Genomic DNA, 21,443 nt, shown 5'->3' on the forward strand with positions numbered 1-21,443 from the left:
CCCCCCCCCCCCCCCCGCCCCCCCCCCCCCCCCCCCGCCCCTATGTCGTGCGCAGCGAATCGTTCCCGATAACGAAAGTGCGAGTCATCCGCACGCATCCGCGCATATGCGAACACATGGGTATGCCCCGGAACCACTGGATTCCGGGGCATACCCATGTGTTCGTTTCGGCGAGGGCCGTCCTCGCACTTTCGCTGTTGAGAACGATTCTCTGCAAAGCACAGGCAGGGGGCGTGTCCCGCCGGCTACCGCCGCGGCAGGGAGCCGCGCAGGACCACGTCCGGCGCGCTCTGCACGTAGATGAGGCGGTCGTCGTCGCCCTCGTCGCGTTTGCCGAGGACGCTGTCGACCGCGGCCTGGCCCATCTCGGCCAGCGGCAGGTGCACGGTGGTCAGCGGCGGGTAGACGTCCGCGGAATAGGGGATGTCGCCGAACCCGGTGACGCCCACGTCCTTGCCGGGTTCGAGCCCGTTGGCGCGCAGCGCGGTCATCGCGCCGATGGCCATCACGTCGTTGAGCGCGATGACCGAGTCGACGCCGCGGCCGTCGTACAACGCGCCCTCGCCGGGGGAGAGCAGGCCGGAACGTCCCATGCGCATGATGGCCGCGTAGCCTTCGGTGCGGCTGAACTTGCCGTTGGCCACGGCCTTCGGGTCCACGGCGACGCCGGCGGCGTCCAGCACGTCCATCACGCCGGCGAGTCGCTCCTGGGAGGAGCGGTGCGCGTCGTCGCCCTTGAGGATCACGGGCCGTGAGTAGCCGGAGTCGACGATGAGCTTGGCGACGGCGCGGGCGCCGACGTCGTTGGCCACGTCCACGGCCGGGAACGGCAGGTTGCGGTTGAGCACGAACACGGCGCGCCCGCCGGACGCCTCGTACTGTTTGAGCTCCGATTCGAGCTCGGGGCGTTCCGGCGCGTCGAGGTATTCGCTTTCGGAGACGATGATGCCGCGCGGTCGCGTCGCGACGGCCTTGCGCACCGCCTCCAGCTCCTCGTGCGGCGTGGCGGCCACGCCGATGGTCACCGAGATGCCGCGTTCGGCCGCCGCCCGGACCACGCCCTGCGACACGGCGGCGAAGTAGGGGTCGGAGATGTCGGAGACGAGCAGCACGATGCTCGGCGCCGTGCCCTTGGCCACCGCCTGCGCGTACGCGTTGGGGCGGTAGTTGAGCTTGGTGGCCGCCTCCATCACCTTCACGTACGACTGGTTGCGCACCTTGCGGGTGCTGCCGTTGAGCACGCGCGACGCCGTGGCGATGGAGACGTTGGCCTCCCTCGCCACGTCCATCAGCGTCGCCGGCGACTGCGCCTTGCCGTTCTGTACTGCCACGGTGGCCGTCCTTTGCATCATCGGAAAACGGAAAATGTTCTAAAACGTTTACCGCAATACTAGCGTGATTTGCGTGATAACGCGAACAGTGGTTCGCGAAACGGCGAATCGGTGTCATAGGGTTGCAGAAAATATGTGGTAAGCGTTTTCCATTCCGGCGTGTCGTGAGGTAAGCTGTGAGCCATGACGCGATACCTATGCGCCCCGGACTCCTTCAAGGAGAGCCTGACCGCCATGGAGGCGGCGCAGGCGATGGCACGGGGCATCAAGAACGCGGACCCCGACGCCGAGGTCCGATGCCTGCCCATGGCGGACGGCGGCGAAGGCACCGCCCGCGCGCTCGCCGACGCCACCGGCGGCGCGATGCGCGCCGTCGACGCCCACGACCCGCTCGGCCGTCCGATCGCGGCCGAATTCGGCATGCTCGGCGACGGCACGACCGCCGTCGTCGAAACCGCCGAGGCCAGCGGCCTCGCCCTGCTCGCCCCTGAGGAACGCGACCCGCTCGCCGCCTCCTCATACGGCACGGGCGAACTCATCCGCGCCGCGCTCGACGCGGGCGCCACGCGGATCATCGTCGGTCTCGGCGGCTCCGCCACCAACGACGCCGGAGCCGGTCTCCTCAAGGCCCTCGGCGCCCGCCTCCTCGACCGTGACGGCCATGACGTGGCGCCCGGCGGCGCCGCGCTCGCCGGGCTCGACCACGTCGACCTGTCCGGTCTCGACCCGCGGCTCGCGCATGTCGGGATCGTCGCCGCCTGCGACGTGACCAACCCGCTGACCGGCCCGCAGGGCGCCAGCGCCGTGTTCGGACCGCAGAAGGGCGCCTCGCCCGCCGACGTCGCCGCGCTCGACCACGCGCTCGCGCGTTTCGCCGACGTCATCGGACGCGAACTGTCCGTCGCCGTGGCCGACGTGCCCGGCGCGGGCGCGGCCGGCGGCATCGGCGCGGCGCTCAAGGGCGTCCTCGGCGCCGCGTTCCGCCCAGGCATCGATATCGTCATCGAGACCTCCGGACTCGACGAGGCCGCGCAATGGGCCGACGTGGTGTTCACCGGCGAAGGCTCCATCGACTTCCAGACCAAATTCGGCAAGACGCCCGCCGGCGTGGCGCGGACCGCCAAACGGCACGGCAGGCCCGTCGTCGTCCTCGCCGGGCACGTGGGCGAGGGCATCGGCGAACTGTACGAAACCGGCATCGACGCGGTCTTCGGCATCGCCCCCGGCGCCGCCACGCTCGATGACCTGCTCGAGCACGCCGCCGACAACGTCGCACGCACCGCCGAACAGGTCACCCGTCTGCTGCGGGTGCATGACAACGAAGGACAATCAGCATGACCACGATGATCACCAACCCGATCCTGCCGGGCTTCCACCCGGACTCCAGCGCCCTGCGCGTCGGCGACGACTACTACATCGCCGTCTCCACCTTCGAATGGTGGCCCGGCATCGACATCTACCATTCCAGGGACCTCGTCAACTGGGAGTGGGTCGCCGCCCCCGTCAACCGCGAATCGCAGGTCGACCTCCGCGGCAACTACGACTCCGGATCCCTGTGGGCGCCGCACCTAAGCTACGCCGACGGAAAGTTCTGGCTCGTCTACACGGACGTCAAGACCTACGCGCCGTTCAAGGACACCCTCAACTACGTCATCACCGCGCCGGACATCACCGGTCCGTGGAGCGAACCGCACTTCCTGACCGCCTCCGGCTTCGACCCGGCCATCTTCCACGACGACGACGGCCGCAAATGGTTCCTCAACATGCTCTACGACTACCGCCCGGGCCATGAGAAGTTCTCCGGCACCGTCATCCAGGAATTCGATCCCGACACCATGCAGCTGATCGGCGAGCGCAAGCACTTCTACAAGGGCACCAAGCTCGGCGTGTGCGAAGGGCCGCAGATCCTCAAGAGGGACGGCTGGTACTACCTCCTGTGCGCGGCCGGCGGCACCGGATACATGCACGCCGCCACCGTGGCGCGTGCCCGCACGCTCGAAGGCCCGTTCGAGGATTCGCCGTACACGCCGCTCATGACGACCCGCGACGAGCCGGGCAACCCGCTGCAGAAGTCCGGCCACTGCTGCTTCCTGCAGATCGGCGACGAATGGTATGTCACGCAGATCTGCGGCCGGCCCCTGACCGAACGCGGCAACTGCACGCTCGGCCGCGAGACCGGCATCCAGAAGATCTACTGGACCGAGGATGGCTGGCCGCGTCTTGTCAACGACACGATCAGCCCGGACCTGAAGGTCCCGGCGCCCGCGATCGCGCAGGGCGTCGTGCAGCGCACCGACCGTTCCGAGCGCATCGAGTTCGAGGCGGACCGCGCCGCGCAGGCGGACGCGCCGTTGAATTCCGTGACCGATCCGGCCATCCCGCCGAGCCTGAAGACCCTGCGCACCTCGCTTGCGGCCGAGCAGGACTATTCGCTCACCGCACGCCCCGGATGGTTGCGCCTGTACGGCGCGCAGTCGCTGCGCTCGCAGCACCATCAGACCCTGTTCGCCCGCCGTTGGGAGGCGTACGACTTCGATGCGGAGACCGTGCTCGACTTCGATCCGACCGACTACCAGCAGATGGCCGGTCTCATCCTCTACTACGACACGTGCAACTGGATCTACGCCTATGTGACCTTCGACTCCGAGGGCACCGACAGGCGCATCATCCAGGTGCTGCGCTGCGACCATGAGGAGCTCGAATACGGCTCCGAACCGATCGCGCTCGAGGACGGTCCCGTGCGCATCCGCGTGGAGGTCAGGCGCGACAAGGCGCACTTCCGCTTCACGCAGGGGCCGGACATGCACGCCGACAACCCGGTGTGGAAGGCCGTGGGCGGCGTCCAGCCGGCAGACCACATCAGCGACGACTACGTCGAACGTACGATCAAGGGCTGCGCGTTCACCGGCGGCATGGTGGGCATCTGCTCGCAGGACATGGACGCCCACCGCTCGCACGCCGACTTCCAGTACTTCGACTACCGCGAACAGCACTGAATTTTTCCAACGAAAGGACAACGATCATGGCATGGGAACTGGCCGCGTCGACCCTCGGCGCACCGTACGATTCGATGGACGAGCTCGCCAAGACCTTCACCGCCACCGGGGTGACGAAGATCGAGGTCGCCGTCGGCGACGAGATGAAGTTCACGATGAAGTCCACCGACGACGAGCTCAGGCGCATGCGCGACGAGCTCGCCGAGAAGGCCGGCGTCGCGATCTTCGCCGTCGACTCGCGCGTGCAGGTGTGCAACACCGCCCGCGACGAGGATGAGCTCGTCGAAAGCCTCGAACACTGCCTGCACATGGCCAAGGTGCTCGGTGCCAAGTACGTGCGCGTCTTCCCGACCGCCCCGCTCGAGCCCAGCTGGGATCCGGACCGCCTGCCGGGCATGGTCCTGCCCGAAGGCATGAACCTCGCCGGCGTGTCCAAGCGCGGAGCCGAAATCATCGCCAAGGCCCTGCCGACCGCCGACAAGCTCGGCGTCCAGCCCCTGATCGAGACGCACGACAGCCACACCAACGGCGAGCGCAACGCGATCATCCACTACTACCTCGATAAGCTCGCCCCCGGCAACCAGGCGGGTTCCATCTGGGACCTCGCCCACCCGTGGCGCGTCGGCGAGGCGCCGGCCACCACCTTCGAGTACCTCAAGCCGTATCTCGTGAACGGCCGCGGCGTCGTGCAGATCAAGGACTGCGCGTTCCCCGGCGACCAGACCCCGGTGCTGCAGGGCACCGGTCGCGTGCCGCTCGCCGAATGCTGCAAGCTGCTCAAGGACGGCGGCTACACCGGTCCGCTGTCGTTGGAGTGGGAGCGCCGCTGGTACCCCCAGGTCGAGCCGCTCGAGGAGGCCTTGAAGGCCGCCCGCAAGGCCATCGAGGCCCTGCCGGCCGAATCCCAGCTGTGAACATACGGTTGAACGCGAATGGGGACGGAATCGGGAATTCGCCTGATTCCGTCCCCATTCGCGTTCGGTGCGCAGCCGACTCCCCGGATTGGTCGCACACCAAACACGCGAAAAATATGTATGGACCCCATTGTCCCATTCAGTTGTGAACATCACCCATCGGTCGATGTCCGGTTCCCGTTTCGGCCGGAACGCGCCGTTGTGTGTTTCGCCTACGCGATGCCCGAGGTTCAGCGGGCGGTCTTGGTGTCGTTGACGATGTCGACGAGCACCTGGGCGTTACGGGCGGAGGACTGGGCCATGGTGCTGGCACCGTACATGGCGAGACCGCGAAGCATGGAATCCTTGAACGACATGATGATTTCCTTTCCTTGTCCGAAGGCCCTTCCGTTCGGGTTGTTGCGGGCTTCGGCTTGTGTTTCTGTATTCGGCTATCGGATGATGACCGTGCGGGTCATCGGGGGAGTGCGGCTCAGCGGCCGATCTTGTTGTCGTTGACGATGTCGGCGAGCACCTGGGCGTTGCCGTAACCGTTGCGGGACATGGCATCGGCGCCGACCATGGCGAGACCGCGAAGCATGGAATCCTTGAACGACATGATGATTTCCTTTCCTTGCCCGAGATTCCGCTTCCTGCGGGCATCCCGGTGTTTTTTCGTTGCGTTATCGGGTGATGACCATTCCGGTCATCGAAGTCCTATCGTTTCAGCTGTTTCAGCGGGCGAGCTTGTTGGACTCGTTGACGAGGTCGGAGAGGACCTTCGCGCTGCCCATGGAGTGCTGGGCCATGGTGCTGGCGCCGTACATGGCGAGACCGCGAAGCATGGAATCCTTGAACGACATGGTGTTTCCTTTCGTTGGTCAAAGCCGTGCTGGCTTTGATGTTTTCCGGTTCCTTTTGAAACCGGTTTCAGAATAGCGCGTCATGGCGATCCGTGCAAGAGGGGAAGGGGTGCATCGGCGTGTCGTGCGCCGTCGGCGAAACCGTTGCGGCAGTTGTCTCGAACCGGTTCGATGCAAACGTTGGCAGAACGCATGGTCCGGAAAGCCATGGAAAACGCGGATTCGCAGGATATGCGAAAAGCCCCCTGCCGATCGCGGATGGATCGGCAGGGGGCTTGATGGTCGTATTCGGAAGGGAGTGCGGGAATCATGCCATACGGCGTGTCGCGTCCGCTCCCGGAGGGCTCAGTGGACCTTCCTGATGAAGAAGATGCAGATGGCGGCGCTGGTCAGGACGATGAAGCCCATCGGGAACAGGCCGGCGTAGCCGAACATCTTGATGACCCAGGCGGCCAGCAGCGGGGCGGCGAGGTTGCCCACCACGCCGCAGGAGTTGAGGAACGCGAGGTCCTTGGCGGCGTTCTCCGGATGCGGCAGCACGGTGGTCATGATCGCCTGGTCGAGCGAGCTGAACACGCCGGAGCCCAGCGAGGAGACGGCCACGTAGATCGTGTACATCACGGGCGTGGGGACGAAGAACGGCAGCCAGCAGGGCAGGCCGACGAAGAAGATGGCCACGGCGAGCGGGATCTTCACGCTGCGGAACTTGTCGGAGATCGGGCCCGCGATGATGCCGCAGCCCATCGCGGCGATCATGCCGAGCAGCGCCATGAAGCTCATCCACTGGCCGGCGGTGGCCTCGTCCTGGTGCATGTAGTCGGTCAGCGTGTAGAGGCGGTAGGTGCCGATGCCGCCGGGGACCATCCACAGGAAGCGGGCGAGCGCCGCCAGCCAGTAGTCGCGTCCGCCGTCCGCCGGCGGCAGGAAGTTGCGCAGCGCCTCGACGACGGTGAAGGAGGAACGCGGCACGTGCGTGTTGGACGGTTCGCGGCAGACCGCCACGGACAGCAGCGACAGCACGCCGCCGATGGCCAGCGAGATGATGACGCCCTTGGGGATGTTCGTGACGAACAGCGCGGCGACGACCTGGGCGCCCTGCAGCGCGGCCTGGTGGCCGACGCCGTACATGGAGGACGCGGTGCCGCGCCAGCGCGGGGCGACCTGGTCGGGCTGCCATGCGCAGCCGGCCGCGAGCATCGCGTTGTAGATGGCGGCGTACACCCACCAGCTGCCCAGCACCACCGGCACGCTGGAGGTGAACGCGAAGGTCAGCAACGCGATGGTGCCGAACACGACGCCTCCCACGATCCACGGGGTGCGCGAGCCGAAACGGGAGCGCGTCATGTCGGACAACGCGCCGCCCACGATGCCGGCGACGATGGAGATGATCATCGTCACCGTGGAGATGATGGCGACGAGCGCCACCTTGCCCTCCGGGTCGATCTGGGCGATCTTGGCGGGCAGCAGCACCGCGTTGACGGCCTGGCCGGCCCAGTACCAGCCGGCGCCGCCGAACAGCAGGCCGAGCCCCGCCTTCCATGGGAACTTCGGCTGGTCCTCGTCCTTGGGGGACGGGTGCGCGGCCGCGGCCGGCTGCACTGAATCCTTCATGTCAACACTCCTTCATGTTTGTTGTACGACATGGTGCGGGTTGCGCGCCTGCGGTTCCTTGTCTGCCGTGACATCGCCTTCGAATGAACTGTAAGCGCTTTCCGCTGCAATGAATATACAGCGTTACGCAAATATTTGCAAAGGTTCTGTTCGGCAATCGGCGTGAATGTGTTGAAAAGCTTTGCAATACAAGGGAATGAGCATGTTTTCCCGTGCGTGTCGCAGCGGGGGCCACGCCGCGTGCCGATGCGTCTCCGGTATTCAAAAGCGCTTTCCGTATAATGTGCTGTCCGTTGCGGGAGCATCCCGTCGGCCGGAAGATCCGGCGTGTCGGGCCGGTTAGACGACGGGTCGTCGGCGGTCGCGGCGGTCCGTGCGGGAGGGGCTTCCGATCGCCGTGCCGGTGACGGATCCGGCCGTCACGCGGCCTTCCTGACCGGCGGGCCGACGAAGCGGACGTGGCGGTTGATGAGGTTCACGATCTGACCGGTGATGACCGCGGCGACCACCGTGCCCACGCCGAGGCCGTCGAGCCGGCCGAAGAAGACGGACGAGAGCACGCCCGCGATGATGATCAGCGAGACGTCGAAGCACACCTTGACCGTGCCGAAGCGCACCTTGGTCACCTTGGCGAACGCGTTCACGATGCCCTCGCCGGGCACCATGATCAGGGCGGGGGAGACCTCCATGCAGATGCCGAGCGCCAGGATCGCGCAGCCGAGCAGGAGCCCCGCACCCCGCGCCCACCAGGAGACCGGGTCGAACCACCCCAGCAGGGACATGCTCACGTCGAGCACGGCGGCGAACCAGAACGTGACCGCCAGCTGCAGGTACTGGAAGGCGTGGAAGTCCCGTCGCAGCAGGATCACCTCGACGACCACGAAGACCACGTTCATCGCGAAGGTGGTGACGCCGAAGCTGATCTGCGGGAACCTGAGCGTCGTCACCCACGCGATGCTCGAGATCGGCGAGGTGCCGAGGTTGCTTTTCGTGATAAGCGCGATGCCGAAGGATTCGATGGCGATCCCGGCCAGGAAACATGCGAGGCGTTTCGCGATGTAGGGCATATGCGTTCCTCCTTAACTGCGATGCCGGGCCATGCGCCGGCCCATTGGTAAAGAAATCGCTTACCGTTTCTTTGCGCAGTGCGCAGGTGGTTGCCTTGGTCTGTTTTTGGCGTTTCTTGTGATTTGCGCCACGTCATAGGGTGGTGTATAGTGCAAATCAACGGAAAGCGCTTACCAAATAAGATAAGCACGAACCACGAACAATGCAAGACGTGACTGCAAAGCCGCAATCAACGAAAGGAAACCGACGAACATGGCAGACAAGACCATCGGAGTGATCCTCAACGGCGCGACCGGCCGCATGGGCTACCGCCAGCACCTGTGCCGTTCCATCCTGCCGATCATCGAACAGGGAGGCGTGGAGCTGTCCGACGGATCGCGCGTCCAGCTCGACCCGATCCTCGTGGGCCGCCACGAGTCCAAGCTCAAGGAGGCCTCCGAGAAGCACGGCGGGCTCAAATACACCACCGACCTCGACTCGGTGCTCGCCGACCCGCACTACCCGCTGTACGCCGACTTCCTCGTCACCTCCGCCCGCGTCGAATCGCTGAAGAAGGCCATCGCCGCCGGCAAGGACATCTACACCGAGAAGCCGCTCGCCGAGACCTACGAGGACGTCCGCGAGCTCGTGCGCCTCGCCGAGGCCAAGGGCGTCAGGACCGGCGTCGTGCACGACAAGCTGTTCCTGCCCGGCCTGCTCAAGCTGCGCCGACTCATCAAGTCCGGATTCTTCGGCCGCATCCTGTCGGTGCACGGCGAATTCGGCTACTGGGTGTTCGAAGGCGACTGGCGCGAATCCCAGCGCCCCAGCTGGAACTACAAGAAGGAGCTCGGCGGCGGCATGATCTCCGACATGTTCCCGCACTGGAACTACGTCATCGAAGGCCTGTTCGGCAGGATCAGGACCGTCTACGCGGAAGCGAAGACCGAGATCCCCGAGCGCGTCGACGAGAAGGGCGACGTCTACCAGGCCACCGCCGAGGACGCCGCCTACGCGATCTTCGAGCTGGAGAACGGCATCACCGTGCAGATGAACTCCTCCTGGAACACCCGCGTCTACCGCAACGAACTGCTCGAATTCCAGATCGACGGCACGCGCGGATCCGCGGTCGTCGGCCTGTTCGGCGCCGAGGTCCAGGTGCGCGACGTCACGCCGAAGGCCTTCTGGAACCCGGACGTGCCGGATCCGCACCACTACATGGACGACTGGCAGGAGATCGGCACCGACGAGACCTTCGAGAACGGCTTCAAGGCGCAGTGGGAGGAGTACATCCGCTCCCTCGCCGAAGGCACCGACTATCCGTACGACTTCGCCTCCGGCGCACGCGGCGTGCGTCTGGCCGAACTCGGCTACGAATCCACCGCCAAGGGCGCCAAGGTGCAGGTCCCCGAGGGCCGTTACTGACCGCCGTCCGTTCCGTACCCCGGCCAATCCGTCGAATCCAACCGCATCGGCTCCCCGCAAGGGCGGGGAGCCGGAAGGAGCATGACCATGACCTCATTCACACTGATCGGCGCCGACGGCGCGACGCGCGCCATCGAAGCGAACCCCGCGCCGTCATTCGCCAAGCCCACGGCGCCGCTCGCCTCCCGCGTCGCATACGCCGCCGCGCACGTCGTGCCGCTCGCCTGGGCCGACAACACGCCCGGCCGCCCGGCCGAAGTCGACTGGGACGCCACCATCGGCTTCCGTCGCATGGTCTGGTCGTGGGGACTGGGCGTGGCCGACTGCATGGACACCGCCCAGCGCAACCTCGGCATGGACTGGGCCGCCACCGCCGAGCTCATGCGACGCTCCGGCGCGGCCGCGCGCGAATACGCCGCCAAGGAAGGGTGGGGGCGTTCAGTCGCCGACCTCGTCTGCGTGGGCGTCAACACCGACCAGCTCGAGCAGGGCGGCGACTACACGCTGCGCGAGATCGTCGACGCCTACCTCGAACAGCTGTCCGTATGCGAGGAGGCGGGTGACGGCCCCGTCATCATGTGCTCGCGCCACCTGTGCCGCACCGCGCAAAGCCCCGCCGACTACATCAAGGCCTACGACGAGGTCATCGGCGCCGCGAGGACGCCGGTCATCCTCCACTGGCTCGGCGAGGTGTTCGACGCGCAGCTGCACGGCTACTTCGGCTCCACCGACTGGCATGAGGCCTCGAAGACCGTCCTGACCATCATCGAACACAACCCGGGCAAGGTGCGCGGCGTGAAGATGTCGCTGCTCGACGCCGACTCCGAACGCTACATGCGCGCCATGCTGCCCGAGGGCACGATGATGCTCACCGGCGACGACTTCCACTACGTCGACCTCATCCGCGACGCCGAACAGGACGACCCGAAGCACGGCGGACGCGCCGTCATGCACTCCAACGCGCTGCTCGGCGCGTTCAGCGTGCTCGCGCCGCACGCCTCCGCCGCCATCCAGGCGCTCGACAGGGGCGACGAGGCCGAATACCTGCGCATCCTCGAACCCACGCAGGCGCTCGCCCAGCAGGTGTTCGTCCATCCCACCGAGTTTTACAAGACCTCCGTCTCGTTCATGAGCTGGCTCAACGGCCACCAGCCGGCCTTCCAGATGGTCGGCGGCCTGCAGTCCGCGCGCAGCCTGCCGAACCTGAGCCGCGTCGTCGAACTCGCCAACGCGTGCGGCGCGTTCGAGAAGCCGGAACTCGCCGCCGAACGCTGGAACGCGCTGCTCGCCATCAACGGCATCAACTAAGGAAGCGATACCATGACCAATCCGATTCTTTCGATGAACCAGGCGACCATCAAGCACGCCGACCTGAGGCGGACGCTCGACACACTCACTAAGGCCGGCTACCACAGCGTCGGCCTGTGGCGCGAACCCGTCGAGGCCGTGGGGCTCGACACGGCCGTGAAGATGGTCGCCGACTCCGGCCTGCGCGTGTCCACCATGTGCCGCGGCGGCTTCTTCACCATGCCCGAAGGCCCGGCGCGCCGCGCCTCCATCGACGACAACCGCAAGCTCATCGAAGAGACCGCCGCGTTCGGCTGCAAGGTCCTCGTGCTCGTCGTCGGCGGACTGCCGGAAGGCTCCAAGGACCTCATCGGCGCCCGCGCACGCATCTCGGACGCGCTCGCCGAACTCGAGAAGGACGCGCTCGCCGCGGGCGTCACGCTCGCCATCGAACCGCTGCATCCGATGTACTGCACCGACCGCGCCTGCGTCTCGACGCTCGGCCAGGCGCTCGACCTCGCCGCCCCGTTCGATCCCAAGGCCGTGGGCGTGACCGTCGACACGTTCCACATCTTCTGGGATCCGCAGGTGCTCGGTTCCATCGCCCGCGCCGGGCGCGAGGGCCGCATCGCCACCTATCAGGTGTGCGATTACCGCACGCCGTTCGAGAAGGACGTGCTGCTGAGCCGCCACTACATGGGCGAGGGCGTCATCGATTTCAAGTCGCTCACCGAGGCGGTCGCCGCCACCGGCTGGCGCGGCGACATCGAATGCGAGATCTTCAACCAGGCCGTGTGGGACACCCCGTTCGACCAGGTCGCCGCCAGGGTCTCCGAGGCCTTCGACAAGGAGGTCGCGCCGTACTGGCCGGTGCGCTGAGACCGCGCCGCGATGACGGGACGTCCATATGCGCCGGACCGTGTGGCCCGCGTCCGGGAGGGAATGCGGGCCGCACGGTCCCCGCATATGGCTATACTCATTGCGGTTGAGATAGATTTTCCACGGTTTGGAGCATACGAATATGGCAGAAGAAACCGAGACCACCGAGGTGAAGGGCAACGAGGCGTTCGGCACCAGCCCCACCCCCGACGGCCTGGCCAGCCCGACGATCGACGATCTCATGGAGCACGCCGACTCCAAGTACGCCCTGGCGATCTTCGCCGCCAAGCGCGCCCGTCAGATCAACTCCTACTTCACCCAGCTCAACGAGGGCCTGCTGCAGAACGTCGGCCCGCTCGTCGAGTACCAGAACAACGAGAAGCCGCTGTCCATCGCCTTCCGCGAGATCAACGAGGGCCTGCTCGAGGAGACCCTCGGCGAGGACGACCTGACCGAAGGCAACTGACCTTTCCCGATTCGTCCTTCCGCCCCCGCGTTCTTCCGACACACGCTTGCCCTAGGACGGCGTGTCGTGTAGAACTGGACGGCAGGAGCGAACGACCTGAGGCTCGCGCCGGCCGTGACGTATGTCATACACGCCACGGTTTGGCACGGGCCTTTTTCGTAGCCGTGAGGCTGCGTCCATGGCGCGCGAAGCCGCGTCGAAGCCCGTGCGGTCCCCAAGAAAAAAAGAACAAACCGTATCATTGTGCCTCGCCTGCGCGAACGTCCTCGCGGACGTCCCGCCGCAGCGGGGCGATAAGTCCGAAAGAGGGATGATATGACCAACCAGGAGCGCAAGCTCATCTCCGCCGAATCCGTCACCGAAGGCCACCCGGACAAGGTGTGCGACCAGATCTCCGACGAGATTCTCGACGAACTGCTCCGCCAGGACCCGCAGTCCCACGTCGCCGTCGAAACCTCCGCCGCCACCGGCGTGTTCCTCGTGTTCGGCGAGGTGACCTCCGAAGGCTACGTCGACGTCCAGTCCAAGGTGCGCGAGACGCTGCGCCGCATCGGCTACACGTCCTCCGAGGTCGGCCTCGACGCCGACTCCTGCGGCGTGATCGTCGCCATCACCGGCCAGAGCGCCGAAATCAACCAGGGCGTCGCGCGCCTGAGCGGCGAGAAGGAATCCGCCGCCAGCCGCGAGGAACGCTACGAGGCGCAGGGCGCCGGCGACCAGGGCGTCATGTTCGGCTACGCCACCGACGAGACCGACGTGCTCATGCCGCTGCCCATCTACCTGGCCCACCGCCTCGCCTACCGCCTGACCGAGGTGCGCAAGAGCGGCGAGGTGCCGCACCTGCGCCCGGACGGCAAGACCCAGGTCACCATCGAATACGACGAGGACGACCGCCCGCTGCGCGTCGACACCGTGCTCATCTCCACCCAGCACGATCCGCAGGTCACGCAGGAATGGCTGCGCGACCAGCTCAAGGAGCACGTCATCGACCCGATCCTCGACGAGGTGCTCGGCGAGGGCGTCAAGCACGACGACTACCGCCAGCTCGTCAACCCGACCGGCTCGTTCGTGCTCGGCGGCCCGGCCGCCGACGCGGGCCTCACCGGCCGCAAGATCATCGTCGACACGTACGGCGGCGCCGCCCACCACGGCGGCGGCGCGTTCAGCGGCAAGGACCCGTCCAAGGTGGACCGTTCCGCCGCCTACGCGACCCGCTGGGTGGCCAAGAACATCGTCGCCGCCGGCCTCGCGCACCGCGTCGAGGTCCAGGTCGCCTACGCGATCGGCGTGGCCGACCCGGTCTCCGTGAACGTCGAGACCTACGGCACCGAGGAGGGCGTCACCCGCGCCCAGATCGCCGCCGCCGTGCGCAAGGTCTTCGACCTGCGCCCCGCCGCGATCATCGACGAGCTCGACCTGAAGCGCCCGATCTACGCGAAGACCGCCGCCTACGGCCACTTCGGCCGCGTCGACGTCGAGTTCCCGTGGGAGCGCACCGACAAGGTCGACGAGCTCAAGGCCGCCGTCGCCGAACTCGTCTGACGGCGAACGCGCCCCGCGACACGCCTGAACGTCAAAGGACCGGTACATATGTACCGGTCCTTTCGCATGCCGCTACCATGGCTTCTATGTCTATGACCGGGATGGAAGCGGAACAGCCGGCGCTCGACGGGCTCGCCCCCCGCAGGCGCCGCCGCGCGTCCGCCGGGCACACGCCCGCCGCCCACGATCCCATCGCCCGCGTCGTATTGGACATCCAGGCCACGCATCTGGGCCGCACCTTCGACTATCTCATCGACGAGAAGGATTCCGGGGCCGCCCGCCCCGGCGTGCTCGTGCGCGTCCGCTTCGGCGGCCGCCGCGTCAACGGCGTCATCTGGGAACGCGCAGCCGCCTCGGACACGCCGCGCTCCGCCTTGCGCTACCTCGAACGCGTGCTCGGCGGCGACGTGCTCGTCCCCGCCTCGATGCGCCGCGACATCACGCTCATCGCCGACGCCTACGGCGGCACCCGCGCCAACATCCTGCGCCTCGCCGTGCCGCCGCGCGTCGCCAAGGTCGAGAAGGAGCAGCGGCTCGTCGCCGGATTCGCGCGCGGTGGGGAAGCGGCCGTCGCGGCATCGGCGGCCGGCGGGTTCGCCGGACGCGCCGCCTCGCCCGCCGTCGACGCACATGTGCCCGGCACGGTCGCCGCGCGCATCGACGCCCGCTACGACCGTCTCGCCGCGCAATACGACGCCGGCGTGCGCGACCTGCACGACGCGCTGCACGCCCGCGCCTTCCGCTCGTTCGTGTTCGACCCGCTGCCCGGCGTCGGACGGGCGGTGTCCGCGCTTGCCTGGATGGCCGCCGAATCGTTGGCCGCCGGGCATACGGCCGTCGTCGTCCTGCCCGGCATGCGCGAGACCCGCGACGTGCTCGACGCGATGGGGGAGCTCGGATTCGCGCCGTTCGGGCCGGGACGTTCCGGCACCGGCGGCTGGACCGGCGATGTAGCGGTCCTCAGCGCCGGCATGCCGCCCATGGACCGGTACCGCGCCTACCTCGCCATCGCCACCGGACAGGTGCGATGCGCGATCGGCCCACGCGCCGCCATGTACGCGCCCGTCGACGGCCCGGGCCTGTTCGCCATCATGGACGACGCCGCCTACCAGCAGGCCGACGGCATGATGCCCTACGCGCACGCACGCGGCGTGCTGCGGCTGCGCGCGCAGGCGCACGGCGGCGTGTTCGTCGCGCTCGCCAACGCGCGCAGCCCGTTGAGCCAGATGGAGGTCGCCGGACTGCCGGGCGTGGCCCCGCGCGCCGCCTCGACCGCGGTGAGCGGGCCGAGCACGCCGGTCCGGCCCCTGCCCAGCGTGCTTAAGGACGCCTCGCCGTGGGTGCGCTGGCTCAACCGCGAGGAGCTCGCCCGCCTCGCCGACCCGTCCATCGGCGCGCGTGTGCCGCACGTCGCCGTGGGCAACATCCGACAGGCCCTGCAATCCGGTCCGGTGCTGTTCTCCATCCCCGCGGACGGCGTGGCCGAGACGTTGAGCTGCGCGAACCCGAAATGCCTGCGCCAGGCGCGGTGCCGGCGGTGCACGGGGCCGCTGCAGCGCGTCCACGGCAATCCGGTGCCCCGGTGCCGCTGGTGCGGCGCGGCCGCGTCGAACTGGACGTGCCCGCATTGCCATGGCGAACGGCTGCGCGTCGTGCGCGTCGGCGCGGCCGGCACCGCCGACGAGCTGCGCGGCCTGTTCCGCAACGTGCCCGTGCTGCTGTCGTCGCCCAGCCAGCCGGGCGGCGTCATCGGCGAGATCGATCATCGGCCGCTCATCGTCATCGCGACGCCCGGCGCGGAACCGCGCGTGCGCGCGCCGGGGACGCCGGGCGTGGTGCCGGCGGGAGACGCGCGGGAGGTGGCCGTGCCCCGATACGTCTCCTACGCGGCCGTCGCGATCCTCGACGCGTGGACCAGCCTGTATACGCCGGGACTGGACGCGCGTGTGGACGCGCTGTCCACGTGGATGCGCGTCGTCTCCATGTGCGCCTCGCGCGAACGGGGCGGACAGGCGCTGCTGCTGGGGGAGACGGACCCGGCCATCGCGCAGTCGCTCATGCTGTGGGATCCGACGCTGCTCGCCTCGCGCGAACTGGAGGAGCGGTTGGAGACCGGCATGCCGCCGGCCGTGTCCGTCGCCTGCGTATGGGGGCGCCGCGACGCCGTCGACCACGCGCTGCACGCGGTCGGCGTGCTCGGCGGCGACCTGGCCGTATGCCCGATGCCGGGAACCGGCGGCGTCGCGTCGGAACTGCCCGGCGTGCTCGGACCGGTGCCCATCCCGCAGCCGCGCACCGTCGACGCGCGCGAACTCGAGGTGACCGCGGACCGCGTGCGCGCCGTCATCCGCGTGCCGCATGCGATGCGCGAGGAACTCGCCGCGCGCCTGCGCCGCGCGGTCGCACGGCACGTCGCCGCACGCGAGACCGGCGAACTGCGATTCCAGCTCGACCGCAAGGACCTGATCTGACCGCGGGGCGTCCCGCACGCATGGGAACATGGCGGAGGACCAACGGTTTCGACAACCAAGGAGGAACGCGATGAAGGGTTGGCCGGGAGAACCGGATATGGAATACGACGTGCTGGTGGCCGACGGCGAGGCCGCCGCGAACGCGGGAAAACCCATCACCGACGTCATCTTCGACTTCGGCAACGTGCTCATCTACTGGAACCCGGCGGCCGTGCTCATCCCGCGCTACAGCCAGGAGACCATCGACCGGTTCCTCGACAACGACGTGTCCGGCTTCTACGACGCCAACGACCGCATGGACGGCGGCGCCACCCCCGAGGAGGGCATCGCGTGGATGCGCGAGACCCACGGCGACAAGTGGGCCGACATCCTCCGGTACTATCTCGACAACTTCCAGGATTCGCTCGTCGGCGTCGTGCCCGGCGCACGCGTGCTCATCAACGACCTCAAGGCCGCCGGAATCGGCGTATGGGGCCTGTCCAACTGGGAGAAGGAACTGTTCCCGATCGCGGAAAAGGCCACGCCGATCCTGCAGGAGCTCGACGGCAAGGTCGTCTCCGGCTATGTGAAGCTGCGCAAGCCGCACAAGGACATCTACGAACGAGCGCTCAAGGAGTTCGGCATCACTGCCGACGGCGCCGTGTTCGTCGACGACAAGGCGATGAACATCGTCGGCGCGAACGCCGCCGGCATCCGCGGCGTGCGCTTCAAGGACCCGGTCAAGCTGCGCGAACTGCTCATCAAGGCCGGCGTGGACATCCCGGACGTCGAGTAGCCCGCACGCCGCCCCGGCGTCCTGCGGGAGCCCGGCGTCCTGCGGGAGCCCGCCCGACATGACCTTCCGATATGCCTTCCCCGACGGGAAGGCATATCCATGCCCGACCATCCGCGACCTTCCCGGAAAACCCTCACGAATCCCCATGAATCCCCGATCAAGGAGACCATCACACATGCTCAGACTGCTGTTCGCCGGCACCCCCGACGTGGCCGTGCCGTCCCTCAAGGCGTTCGCCGCCGACCCGCGCTTCAAGGTCGCCGCCGTGCTCACCCGCCCGGACGCGCCCACCGGCCGCGGCCGCAAGCTCAGGCCCAGCCCGGTCAAGGCCGCCGCGCTGGAGCTCGGCATCCCCGTCATCGACGCGAAACCGCGCGACCCCGGTTTCCTCGATACGCTGAAGTCGCTCGACGTGGACATCGCCGCCGTCATCGCCTACGGCAACATCCTGCCCGTCGACGTGCTGGACGCCGTGCCGCTCGGCTGGTACAACCTGCACTTCTCCAACCTGCCCGCATGGCGCGGCGCCGCCCCCGTGCAGCGTTCCATCTGGGCCGGCGACAAGGTCACCGGCGCCGACGTGTTCAAGGTGGGCGAGGGATTGGACGACGGTCCGGTCATCGCCACGATGAGCGTGGAACTCACCGGCCGCGAGACCTCCGGCGAACTGCTCGACCGCCTCGCCGCCGAAGGCGCCCCCATGTACGTGGACGCGCTCGCACGCGTGGGGGAGGGGACCGCGGTCTACACCCCGCAGCCGGCCGACGGCTACACGTACGCGCACAAGATCGCCGTCGAGGACGCGCACATCGATTTCACGGCGCCGCTCGAGGAGGCCGACCGACGGATCCGAGCCTGCACGCCGAACCCCGGCGCATGGTGCGAGCTCCATGCCGGCGAAGGCGCCGAGCCGATCACCCTGCACGTGCTGCGCGCCCAGCCGGCCGACCCGGCGAACCCGAACACGCCCGCGTCATTGGCACCGGGCGAGCTCAAGGCCGGCAAGCGCAACGTGTGGGTCGGCACCGGCACGGCGCCGCTCGAACTGCTCGAGGTCAAGGCGCAGGGCAAGAAGGCCATGCGCGCCGCCGACTGGGCCCGCGGCGCCCGCCTCGCCGCCGACGCGCGCTGCGCGTGAGCGACGTGCATCGCCGCGGGTGGTCGCCCGCACCGTGGGCGTCCACCCGCGGCCGGTGAATTATTCCAGGGGGACCGTGGACTCCCTTTGGATGAGCTTGCACTTGAGCAGTTCGACGCCGTGATGCGGATGGCCGTTGATGGCGTCGATGAGCATCTCGGCGGCCCTGCGGCCGATGTCCACGGCTCGGTTGTCGAGATCGGTGAGCGTGGGGCGCGCGACGTCCACGATTTCCTTCCAGTTGTCATGCCCGATCACGGCGACATCGTCGGGCACCTTCAGTCCGCGTTCCTTGAGCACGTCGATGCACCCCCTGGCGATCTGGTCGTTCTGGCAGATGATGGCGTCGAAATCAAGATCCGGGTCGTCCAGAAGGAGTCTTGTGGCGCCGCGTCCCCATGAGCCGTCCCAGGTGCCGTATCGGATCGGGCCGACCGGTTCCAGTCCCGCCTCGTCGAGCGCGTCAAGAGACCCCTGCGTGCGGTCGGTGGCGGCGGAGAACGAGGGGTCGCCGCCGATGATGGCGATGCGTCTCCTTCCGCAGGACAGCAGGTGCCCGACGGCCATGCGCCCGGCATCCACGTTGTCGCAGGTCACGGACGCGTCCTGCGGGTTTTCGGATGGGGCGTAGGCGTATACGACCGGGACGGGGATGTCTTCGGAAAGCGACGGGCGTGGATCGGTTTCACGTCCCATCAGGATCAGTCCGTCGACGCGCAGCGACAGCAGCTTGCGGATATGCATGGCTTCCAGAGTGGGGTCGTTGCGTGCGTTGGTGAGCAACACGGATATGGATTTGCTGCCGAGCACGTTTTCGGCGCCCATCATGATCTGCGTGCAGAAACGTCCGGACATGTCCGAGGTGACCAATCCGACGGTCCCGCTCATGCCGTTGATGAGGGACTGCGCCAGGGCGTTGGGGGTGTATGACATCTCGTGTGCGATCCGTTGCACGAGTTGCCTGGTCTTGGCGCTGACCCGGGGGTTGTCGTGCAGTGCCTTCGAGGCGGTGGACAGCGACACGCCGGCCCGTTTGGCTACGTCCTCCAACCGGGGGGATTCCTTGATGATGCCTTTCCGCATGATGCCTCCTGTGACGGCGGGTGGTCCTCGTGCTTTCGCACTGTGTGAAACATTGTGAAAATAATGGTATCAGATAAATCACTGCGGTCAATTTGACATGCTCTCAAAGCGACTTTATGATGTGAAAAGGTTTTAACAAAATGCGCAAGTGATGAGCATTAGTTGAGAACCTGACAAGGAAAAAGAAGATTTCGCCGTTCAGTGTTGAACGGATGGATGAACAGGAGAAAGCAATGACAAGGTCGAACCGTTTCACCGTCAGGTCGTGGAAGCCTCTCGCGGCCATTGCGGCCGCCGCAATGCTGATTTCCCCGTTGGCGGCCTGTGGGGGAGGATCCGGCTCCTCGTCCGCGGACATTCCGGCCGGCGGCACCGATGACGGCACGAAACTGACCCTGTGGGTCCGTTCGGACAAGGAACGCCAGGCGACCAACGTCGCCGAGGCGTACAACAAGTCCCACAAGAACCAGATCAAGGTGGAACTGGTCCCCAGCGAGGACATGGAGGGCAAGGTGGGCACGTCGTCGCAGACCGATTCGCTGCCCGACCTGCTGTCCGGCGACGTGGTGCGCATCCCGTACTGGGCCTCCGAAGGCATCTTCATGGACATCACCGAGCAGATCGACGGGCTCGACAACAAGGACGACCTGCAGCAGGGGCACATCGACGCCGGTACCGTGGATGGCGCCGAGTACACGCTGCCGTTCTTCACCGACCAGTCCGTGCTCGTGTGGAACAAGGACCTCTATGAACAGGCCGGTCTCGATCCGGACAAGGGACCCTCCACGGTGGAGGAGTTCTACGAGCAGGCCAAGGCCGTCGCCGACCTCGGCCAGGACGGCGTCGCCGGAACCTACGTGGGCGGCCAGTGCGGCGGCGCGGCCGTGTTCATGACGTTCCCGATGATCTGGGCGAGCGGCGAGGAGGTCATGAACGAGGACGGCACCAAGGCCCTGCTCGACGGCGGCGCCTCGAAGGCCGTGTTCAAGATGTACCGCGACCTTGCGAACACCAAGAACGGCATCGGCGCCGGCTCCCAGGTGGAGAACTGCTCGACCTGGACCACGCCGTTCGCCAACGGCAAGATCGGCGTGATGCCGTACGCCGGAGCCTCGGTCGCCACGCTGATCGAAGCCGAATCGAAGGGCGGTCCGCACATCGGCGTGTCCGCCATCCCCGGAACCAAGAAGGGTAACGGCTCCTCGTTCCTCGGCGGCGACGCCGTGGGCATCTCAAAGGATTCCAAGAACGCCGCCCAGGCCTGGAACTTCCTGCAGTGGCTGACCACCGAGGACGCCCAGCAGGAGGCGTTCGCCGACAAGGGCGACACCGCCTCCAACCTCAAGGTCATCGAGAACGGCTACAAGGACGTCGACGAGCGCATCCAGATCGCGAACGGCGTGCTGAAGAACGGCCGCACCCCGGTCTCCCCGCGTTTCAACGAGGCGTTCAACGCCTCCGGCTCCCCGTGGCAGATCCTGCTCCAGGACCAGATCTGGGGTGATTCCGGCAAACTGAAGGCCGACAACCAGGCTATCACCGACGTGCTGGCCCAGTAGGATCCCCCGTCACGATCATCGGTGTCCCGGCGATGACATTGTTGCCGGGGCGCCAGGCCCTGAAGAAACCTATAGCC

The 21,443-nt window shown here is 67.2% G+C and carries 19 protein-coding genes and 1 riboswitch; of the genes, 12 read left to right on the top strand and 7 right to left on the bottom strand.

Annotated elements, in window-relative coordinates; genetic code table 11:
• Positions 1 to 245: 245 nt before the first annotated feature.
• Positions 246 to 1,331 (bottom strand): LacI family DNA-binding transcriptional regulator, encoded by a 1,086-nt coding sequence (locus GFD21_RS00195; RefSeq protein ID WP_318643700.1) that lies wholly within the window; start codon positions 1,329 to 1,331, stop codon positions 246 to 248.
• Between the two features lie 234 nt (positions 1,332 to 1,565).
• Here GFD21_RS00195 and GFD21_RS00200 point away from each other — a divergent pair, with 234 nt between their 5' ends.
• The 3 genes from GFD21_RS00200 to GFD21_RS00210 are packed head-to-tail and all read left to right on the top strand — an operon-like array spanning position 1,566 to position 5,241.
• Positions 1,566 to 2,669, top strand: a complete 1,104-nt coding sequence (locus tag GFD21_RS00200) for a glycerate kinase family protein (RefSeq protein WP_263862636.1) — start codon at positions 1,566 to 1,568, stop codon at positions 2,667 to 2,669.
• Positions 2,666 to 4,327 (top strand): glycoside hydrolase family 43 protein, encoded by a 1,662-nt coding sequence (locus tag GFD21_RS00205; RefSeq protein ID WP_225431506.1) that lies wholly within the window; start codon positions 2,666 to 2,668, stop codon positions 4,325 to 4,327. Before GFD21_RS00200 ends, GFD21_RS00205 begins: the two co-directional genes overlap by 4 nt.
• Before the next feature lie 26 nt (positions 4,328 to 4,353).
• Positions 4,354 to 5,241, top strand: a complete 888-nt coding sequence (locus GFD21_RS00210) for a sugar phosphate isomerase/epimerase family protein (protein ID WP_163195921.1) — start codon at positions 4,354 to 4,356, stop codon at positions 5,239 to 5,241.
• A gap of 230 nt (positions 5,242 to 5,471) precedes the next feature.
• Here GFD21_RS00210 and GFD21_RS11210 read toward each other — a convergent pair whose 3' ends face one another.
• The 5 genes from GFD21_RS11210 to GFD21_RS00220 all read right to left on the bottom strand — a co-directional run bounded on the left by GFD21_RS11210 (position 5,472) and on the right by GFD21_RS00220 (position 8,761).
• Complete coding sequence (locus tag GFD21_RS11210; protein ID WP_263862616.1) at positions 5,472 to 5,597, bottom strand: hypothetical protein; 126 nt, start codon at positions 5,595 to 5,597, stop codon at positions 5,472 to 5,474.
• Positions 5,598 to 5,713: 116 nt separating this feature from the next.
• Positions 5,714 to 5,839 carry a hypothetical protein gene (locus tag GFD21_RS11215; RefSeq protein WP_263862617.1) on the bottom strand — a complete coding sequence of 42 codons (126 nt, stop codon included), beginning with the start codon at positions 5,837 to 5,839 and terminating at the stop codon, positions 5,714 to 5,716.
• Positions 5,840 to 5,954: 115 nt separating this feature from the next.
• Entirely contained in the window at positions 5,955 to 6,083 is a 129-nt protein-coding gene (locus tag GFD21_RS11220) for a hypothetical protein (RefSeq protein WP_263862619.1), read from the bottom strand.
• Positions 6,084 to 6,428: 345 nt separating this feature from the next.
• Positions 6,429 to 7,694, bottom strand: coding sequence for an MFS transporter (locus GFD21_RS00215; protein WP_163195922.1), 1,266 nt, complete (start codon positions 7,692 to 7,694; stop codon positions 6,429 to 6,431).
• A gap of 419 nt (positions 7,695 to 8,113) precedes the next feature.
• Complete coding sequence (locus GFD21_RS00220) at positions 8,114 to 8,761, bottom strand: YczE/YyaS/YitT family protein (protein WP_163195923.1); 648 nt, start codon at positions 8,759 to 8,761, stop codon at positions 8,114 to 8,116.
• Between the two features lie 253 nt (positions 8,762 to 9,014).
• On the opposite strand from GFD21_RS00220, the gene GFD21_RS00225 reads away from it, so the two are divergent.
• From GFD21_RS00225 to fmt, 8 genes are all read left to right on the top strand, one after another.
• Positions 9,015 to 10,166 (top strand): Gfo/Idh/MocA family protein, encoded by a 1,152-nt coding sequence (locus GFD21_RS00225; RefSeq protein WP_163195924.1) that lies wholly within the window; start codon positions 9,015 to 9,017, stop codon positions 10,164 to 10,166.
• Between the two features lie 87 nt (positions 10,167 to 10,253).
• Positions 10,254 to 11,474 (top strand): DUF993 family protein, encoded by a 1,221-nt coding sequence (locus tag GFD21_RS00230; protein WP_163195925.1) that lies wholly within the window; start codon positions 10,254 to 10,256, stop codon positions 11,472 to 11,474.
• A gap of 12 nt (positions 11,475 to 11,486) precedes the next feature.
• A complete protein-coding gene (locus tag GFD21_RS00235; RefSeq protein WP_163195926.1) occupies positions 11,487 to 12,332 on the top strand; it encodes a sugar phosphate isomerase/epimerase family protein in 846 nt (281 codons plus the stop codon).
• Between the two features lie 142 nt (positions 12,333 to 12,474).
• Positions 12,475 to 12,798, top strand: coding sequence for a DNA-directed RNA polymerase subunit omega (rpoZ, locus tag GFD21_RS00240; protein ID WP_163195927.1), 324 nt, complete (start codon positions 12,475 to 12,477; stop codon positions 12,796 to 12,798).
• A gap of 234 nt (positions 12,799 to 13,032) precedes the next feature.
• Positions 13,033 to 13,118: riboswitch (SAM riboswitch) on the top strand.
• Positions 13,114 to 14,340: a methionine adenosyltransferase gene (metK, locus tag GFD21_RS00245; protein ID WP_163195928.1), complete on the top strand. Its 1,227-nt coding sequence runs from the start codon at positions 13,114 to 13,116 to the stop codon at positions 14,338 to 14,340. (Overlaps the previous riboswitch by 5 nt.)
• A gap of 92 nt (positions 14,341 to 14,432) precedes the next feature.
• Positions 14,433 to 16,811: a primosomal protein N' family DNA-binding protein gene (locus GFD21_RS00250; RefSeq protein WP_163195929.1), complete on the top strand. Its 2,379-nt coding sequence runs from the start codon at positions 14,433 to 14,435 to the stop codon at positions 16,809 to 16,811.
• 70 nt (positions 16,812 to 16,881) lie between these two features.
• On the top strand, positions 16,882 to 17,586 hold the full coding sequence (locus GFD21_RS00255) for an HAD family hydrolase (protein ID WP_163195930.1): 705 nt from the start codon (positions 16,882 to 16,884) through the stop codon (positions 17,584 to 17,586).
• A 175-nt stretch (positions 17,587 to 17,761) separates the two neighbouring features.
• Positions 17,762 to 18,724, top strand: coding sequence for a methionyl-tRNA formyltransferase (gene fmt / locus GFD21_RS00260; RefSeq protein ID WP_163195931.1), 963 nt, complete (start codon positions 17,762 to 17,764; stop codon positions 18,722 to 18,724).
• 60 nt (positions 18,725 to 18,784) lie between these two features.
• Here fmt and GFD21_RS00265 read toward each other — a convergent pair whose 3' ends face one another.
• On the bottom strand, positions 18,785 to 19,807 hold the full coding sequence (locus GFD21_RS00265) for a LacI family DNA-binding transcriptional regulator (RefSeq protein WP_163195932.1): 1,023 nt from the start codon (positions 19,805 to 19,807) through the stop codon (positions 18,785 to 18,787).
• A gap of 233 nt (positions 19,808 to 20,040) precedes the next feature.
• Here GFD21_RS00265 and GFD21_RS00270 point away from each other — a divergent pair, with 233 nt between their 5' ends.
• Positions 20,041 to 21,366, top strand: a complete 1,326-nt coding sequence (locus tag GFD21_RS00270; protein ID WP_163195933.1) for an ABC transporter substrate-binding protein — start codon at positions 20,041 to 20,043, stop codon at positions 21,364 to 21,366.
• Positions 21,367 to 21,443: the final 77 nt, after the last annotated feature.

This window comes from Bifidobacterium platyrrhinorum (genome assembly GCF_010667645.1).
In the GTDB taxonomy this organism is placed as follows: Bacteria; Actinomycetota; Actinomycetes; order Actinomycetales; family Bifidobacteriaceae; genus Bifidobacterium; species Bifidobacterium platyrrhinorum.

Excerpts from the sequence above, each read along its gene's own strand:
- GFD21_RS00220 (WP_163195923.1), bottom strand. The coding sequence starts at position 8,761 with ATGCCCTACATCGCGAAACGCCTCGCATGTTTCCTGGCCGGGATCGCC.
- GFD21_RS00250 (WP_163195929.1), top strand. The coding sequence starts at position 14,433 with ATGACCGGGATGGAAGCGGAACAGCCGGCGCTCGACGGGCTCGCCCCC.
- GFD21_RS00210 (WP_163195921.1), top strand. The coding sequence starts at position 4,354 with ATGGCATGGGAACTGGCCGCGTCGACCCTCGGCGCACCGTACGATTCG.
- GFD21_RS00205 (WP_225431506.1), top strand. The coding sequence starts at position 2,666 with ATGACCACGATGATCACCAACCCGATCCTGCCGGGCTTCCACCCGGAC.
- GFD21_RS00215 (WP_163195922.1), bottom strand. The coding sequence starts at position 7,694 with ATGAAGGATTCAGTGCAGCCGGCCGCGGCCGCGCACCCGTCCCCCAAG.
- GFD21_RS11220 (WP_263862619.1), bottom strand. The coding sequence starts at position 6,083 with ATGTCGTTCAAGGATTCCATGCTTCGCGGTCTCGCCATGTACGGCGCC.
- GFD21_RS00270 (WP_163195933.1), top strand. The coding sequence starts at position 20,041 with ATGACAAGGTCGAACCGTTTCACCGTCAGGTCGTGGAAGCCTCTCGCG.
- rpoZ (WP_163195927.1), top strand. The coding sequence starts at position 12,475 with ATGGCAGAAGAAACCGAGACCACCGAGGTGAAGGGCAACGAGGCGTTC.
- GFD21_RS00235 (WP_163195926.1), top strand. The coding sequence starts at position 11,487 with ATGACCAATCCGATTCTTTCGATGAACCAGGCGACCATCAAGCACGCC.
- GFD21_RS00200 (WP_263862636.1), top strand. The coding sequence starts at position 1,566 with ATGGAGGCGGCGCAGGCGATGGCACGGGGCATCAAGAACGCGGACCCC.
- GFD21_RS11210 (WP_263862616.1), bottom strand. The coding sequence starts at position 5,597 with ATGTCGTTCAAGGATTCCATGCTTCGCGGTCTCGCCATGTACGGTGCC.
- GFD21_RS00230 (WP_163195925.1), top strand. The coding sequence starts at position 10,254 with ATGACCTCATTCACACTGATCGGCGCCGACGGCGCGACGCGCGCCATC.
- metK (WP_163195928.1), top strand. The coding sequence starts at position 13,114 with ATGACCAACCAGGAGCGCAAGCTCATCTCCGCCGAATCCGTCACCGAA.
- fmt (WP_163195931.1), top strand. The coding sequence starts at position 17,762 with ATGCTCAGACTGCTGTTCGCCGGCACCCCCGACGTGGCCGTGCCGTCC.
- GFD21_RS11215 (WP_263862617.1), bottom strand. The coding sequence starts at position 5,839 with ATGTCGTTCAAGGATTCCATGCTTCGCGGTCTCGCCATGGTCGGCGCC.
- GFD21_RS00225 (WP_163195924.1), top strand. The coding sequence starts at position 9,015 with ATGGCAGACAAGACCATCGGAGTGATCCTCAACGGCGCGACCGGCCGC.
- GFD21_RS00255 (WP_163195930.1), top strand. The coding sequence starts at position 16,882 with ATGAAGGGTTGGCCGGGAGAACCGGATATGGAATACGACGTGCTGGTG.
- GFD21_RS00265 (WP_163195932.1), bottom strand. The coding sequence starts at position 19,807 with ATGCGGAAAGGCATCATCAAGGAATCCCCCCGGTTGGAGGACGTAGCC.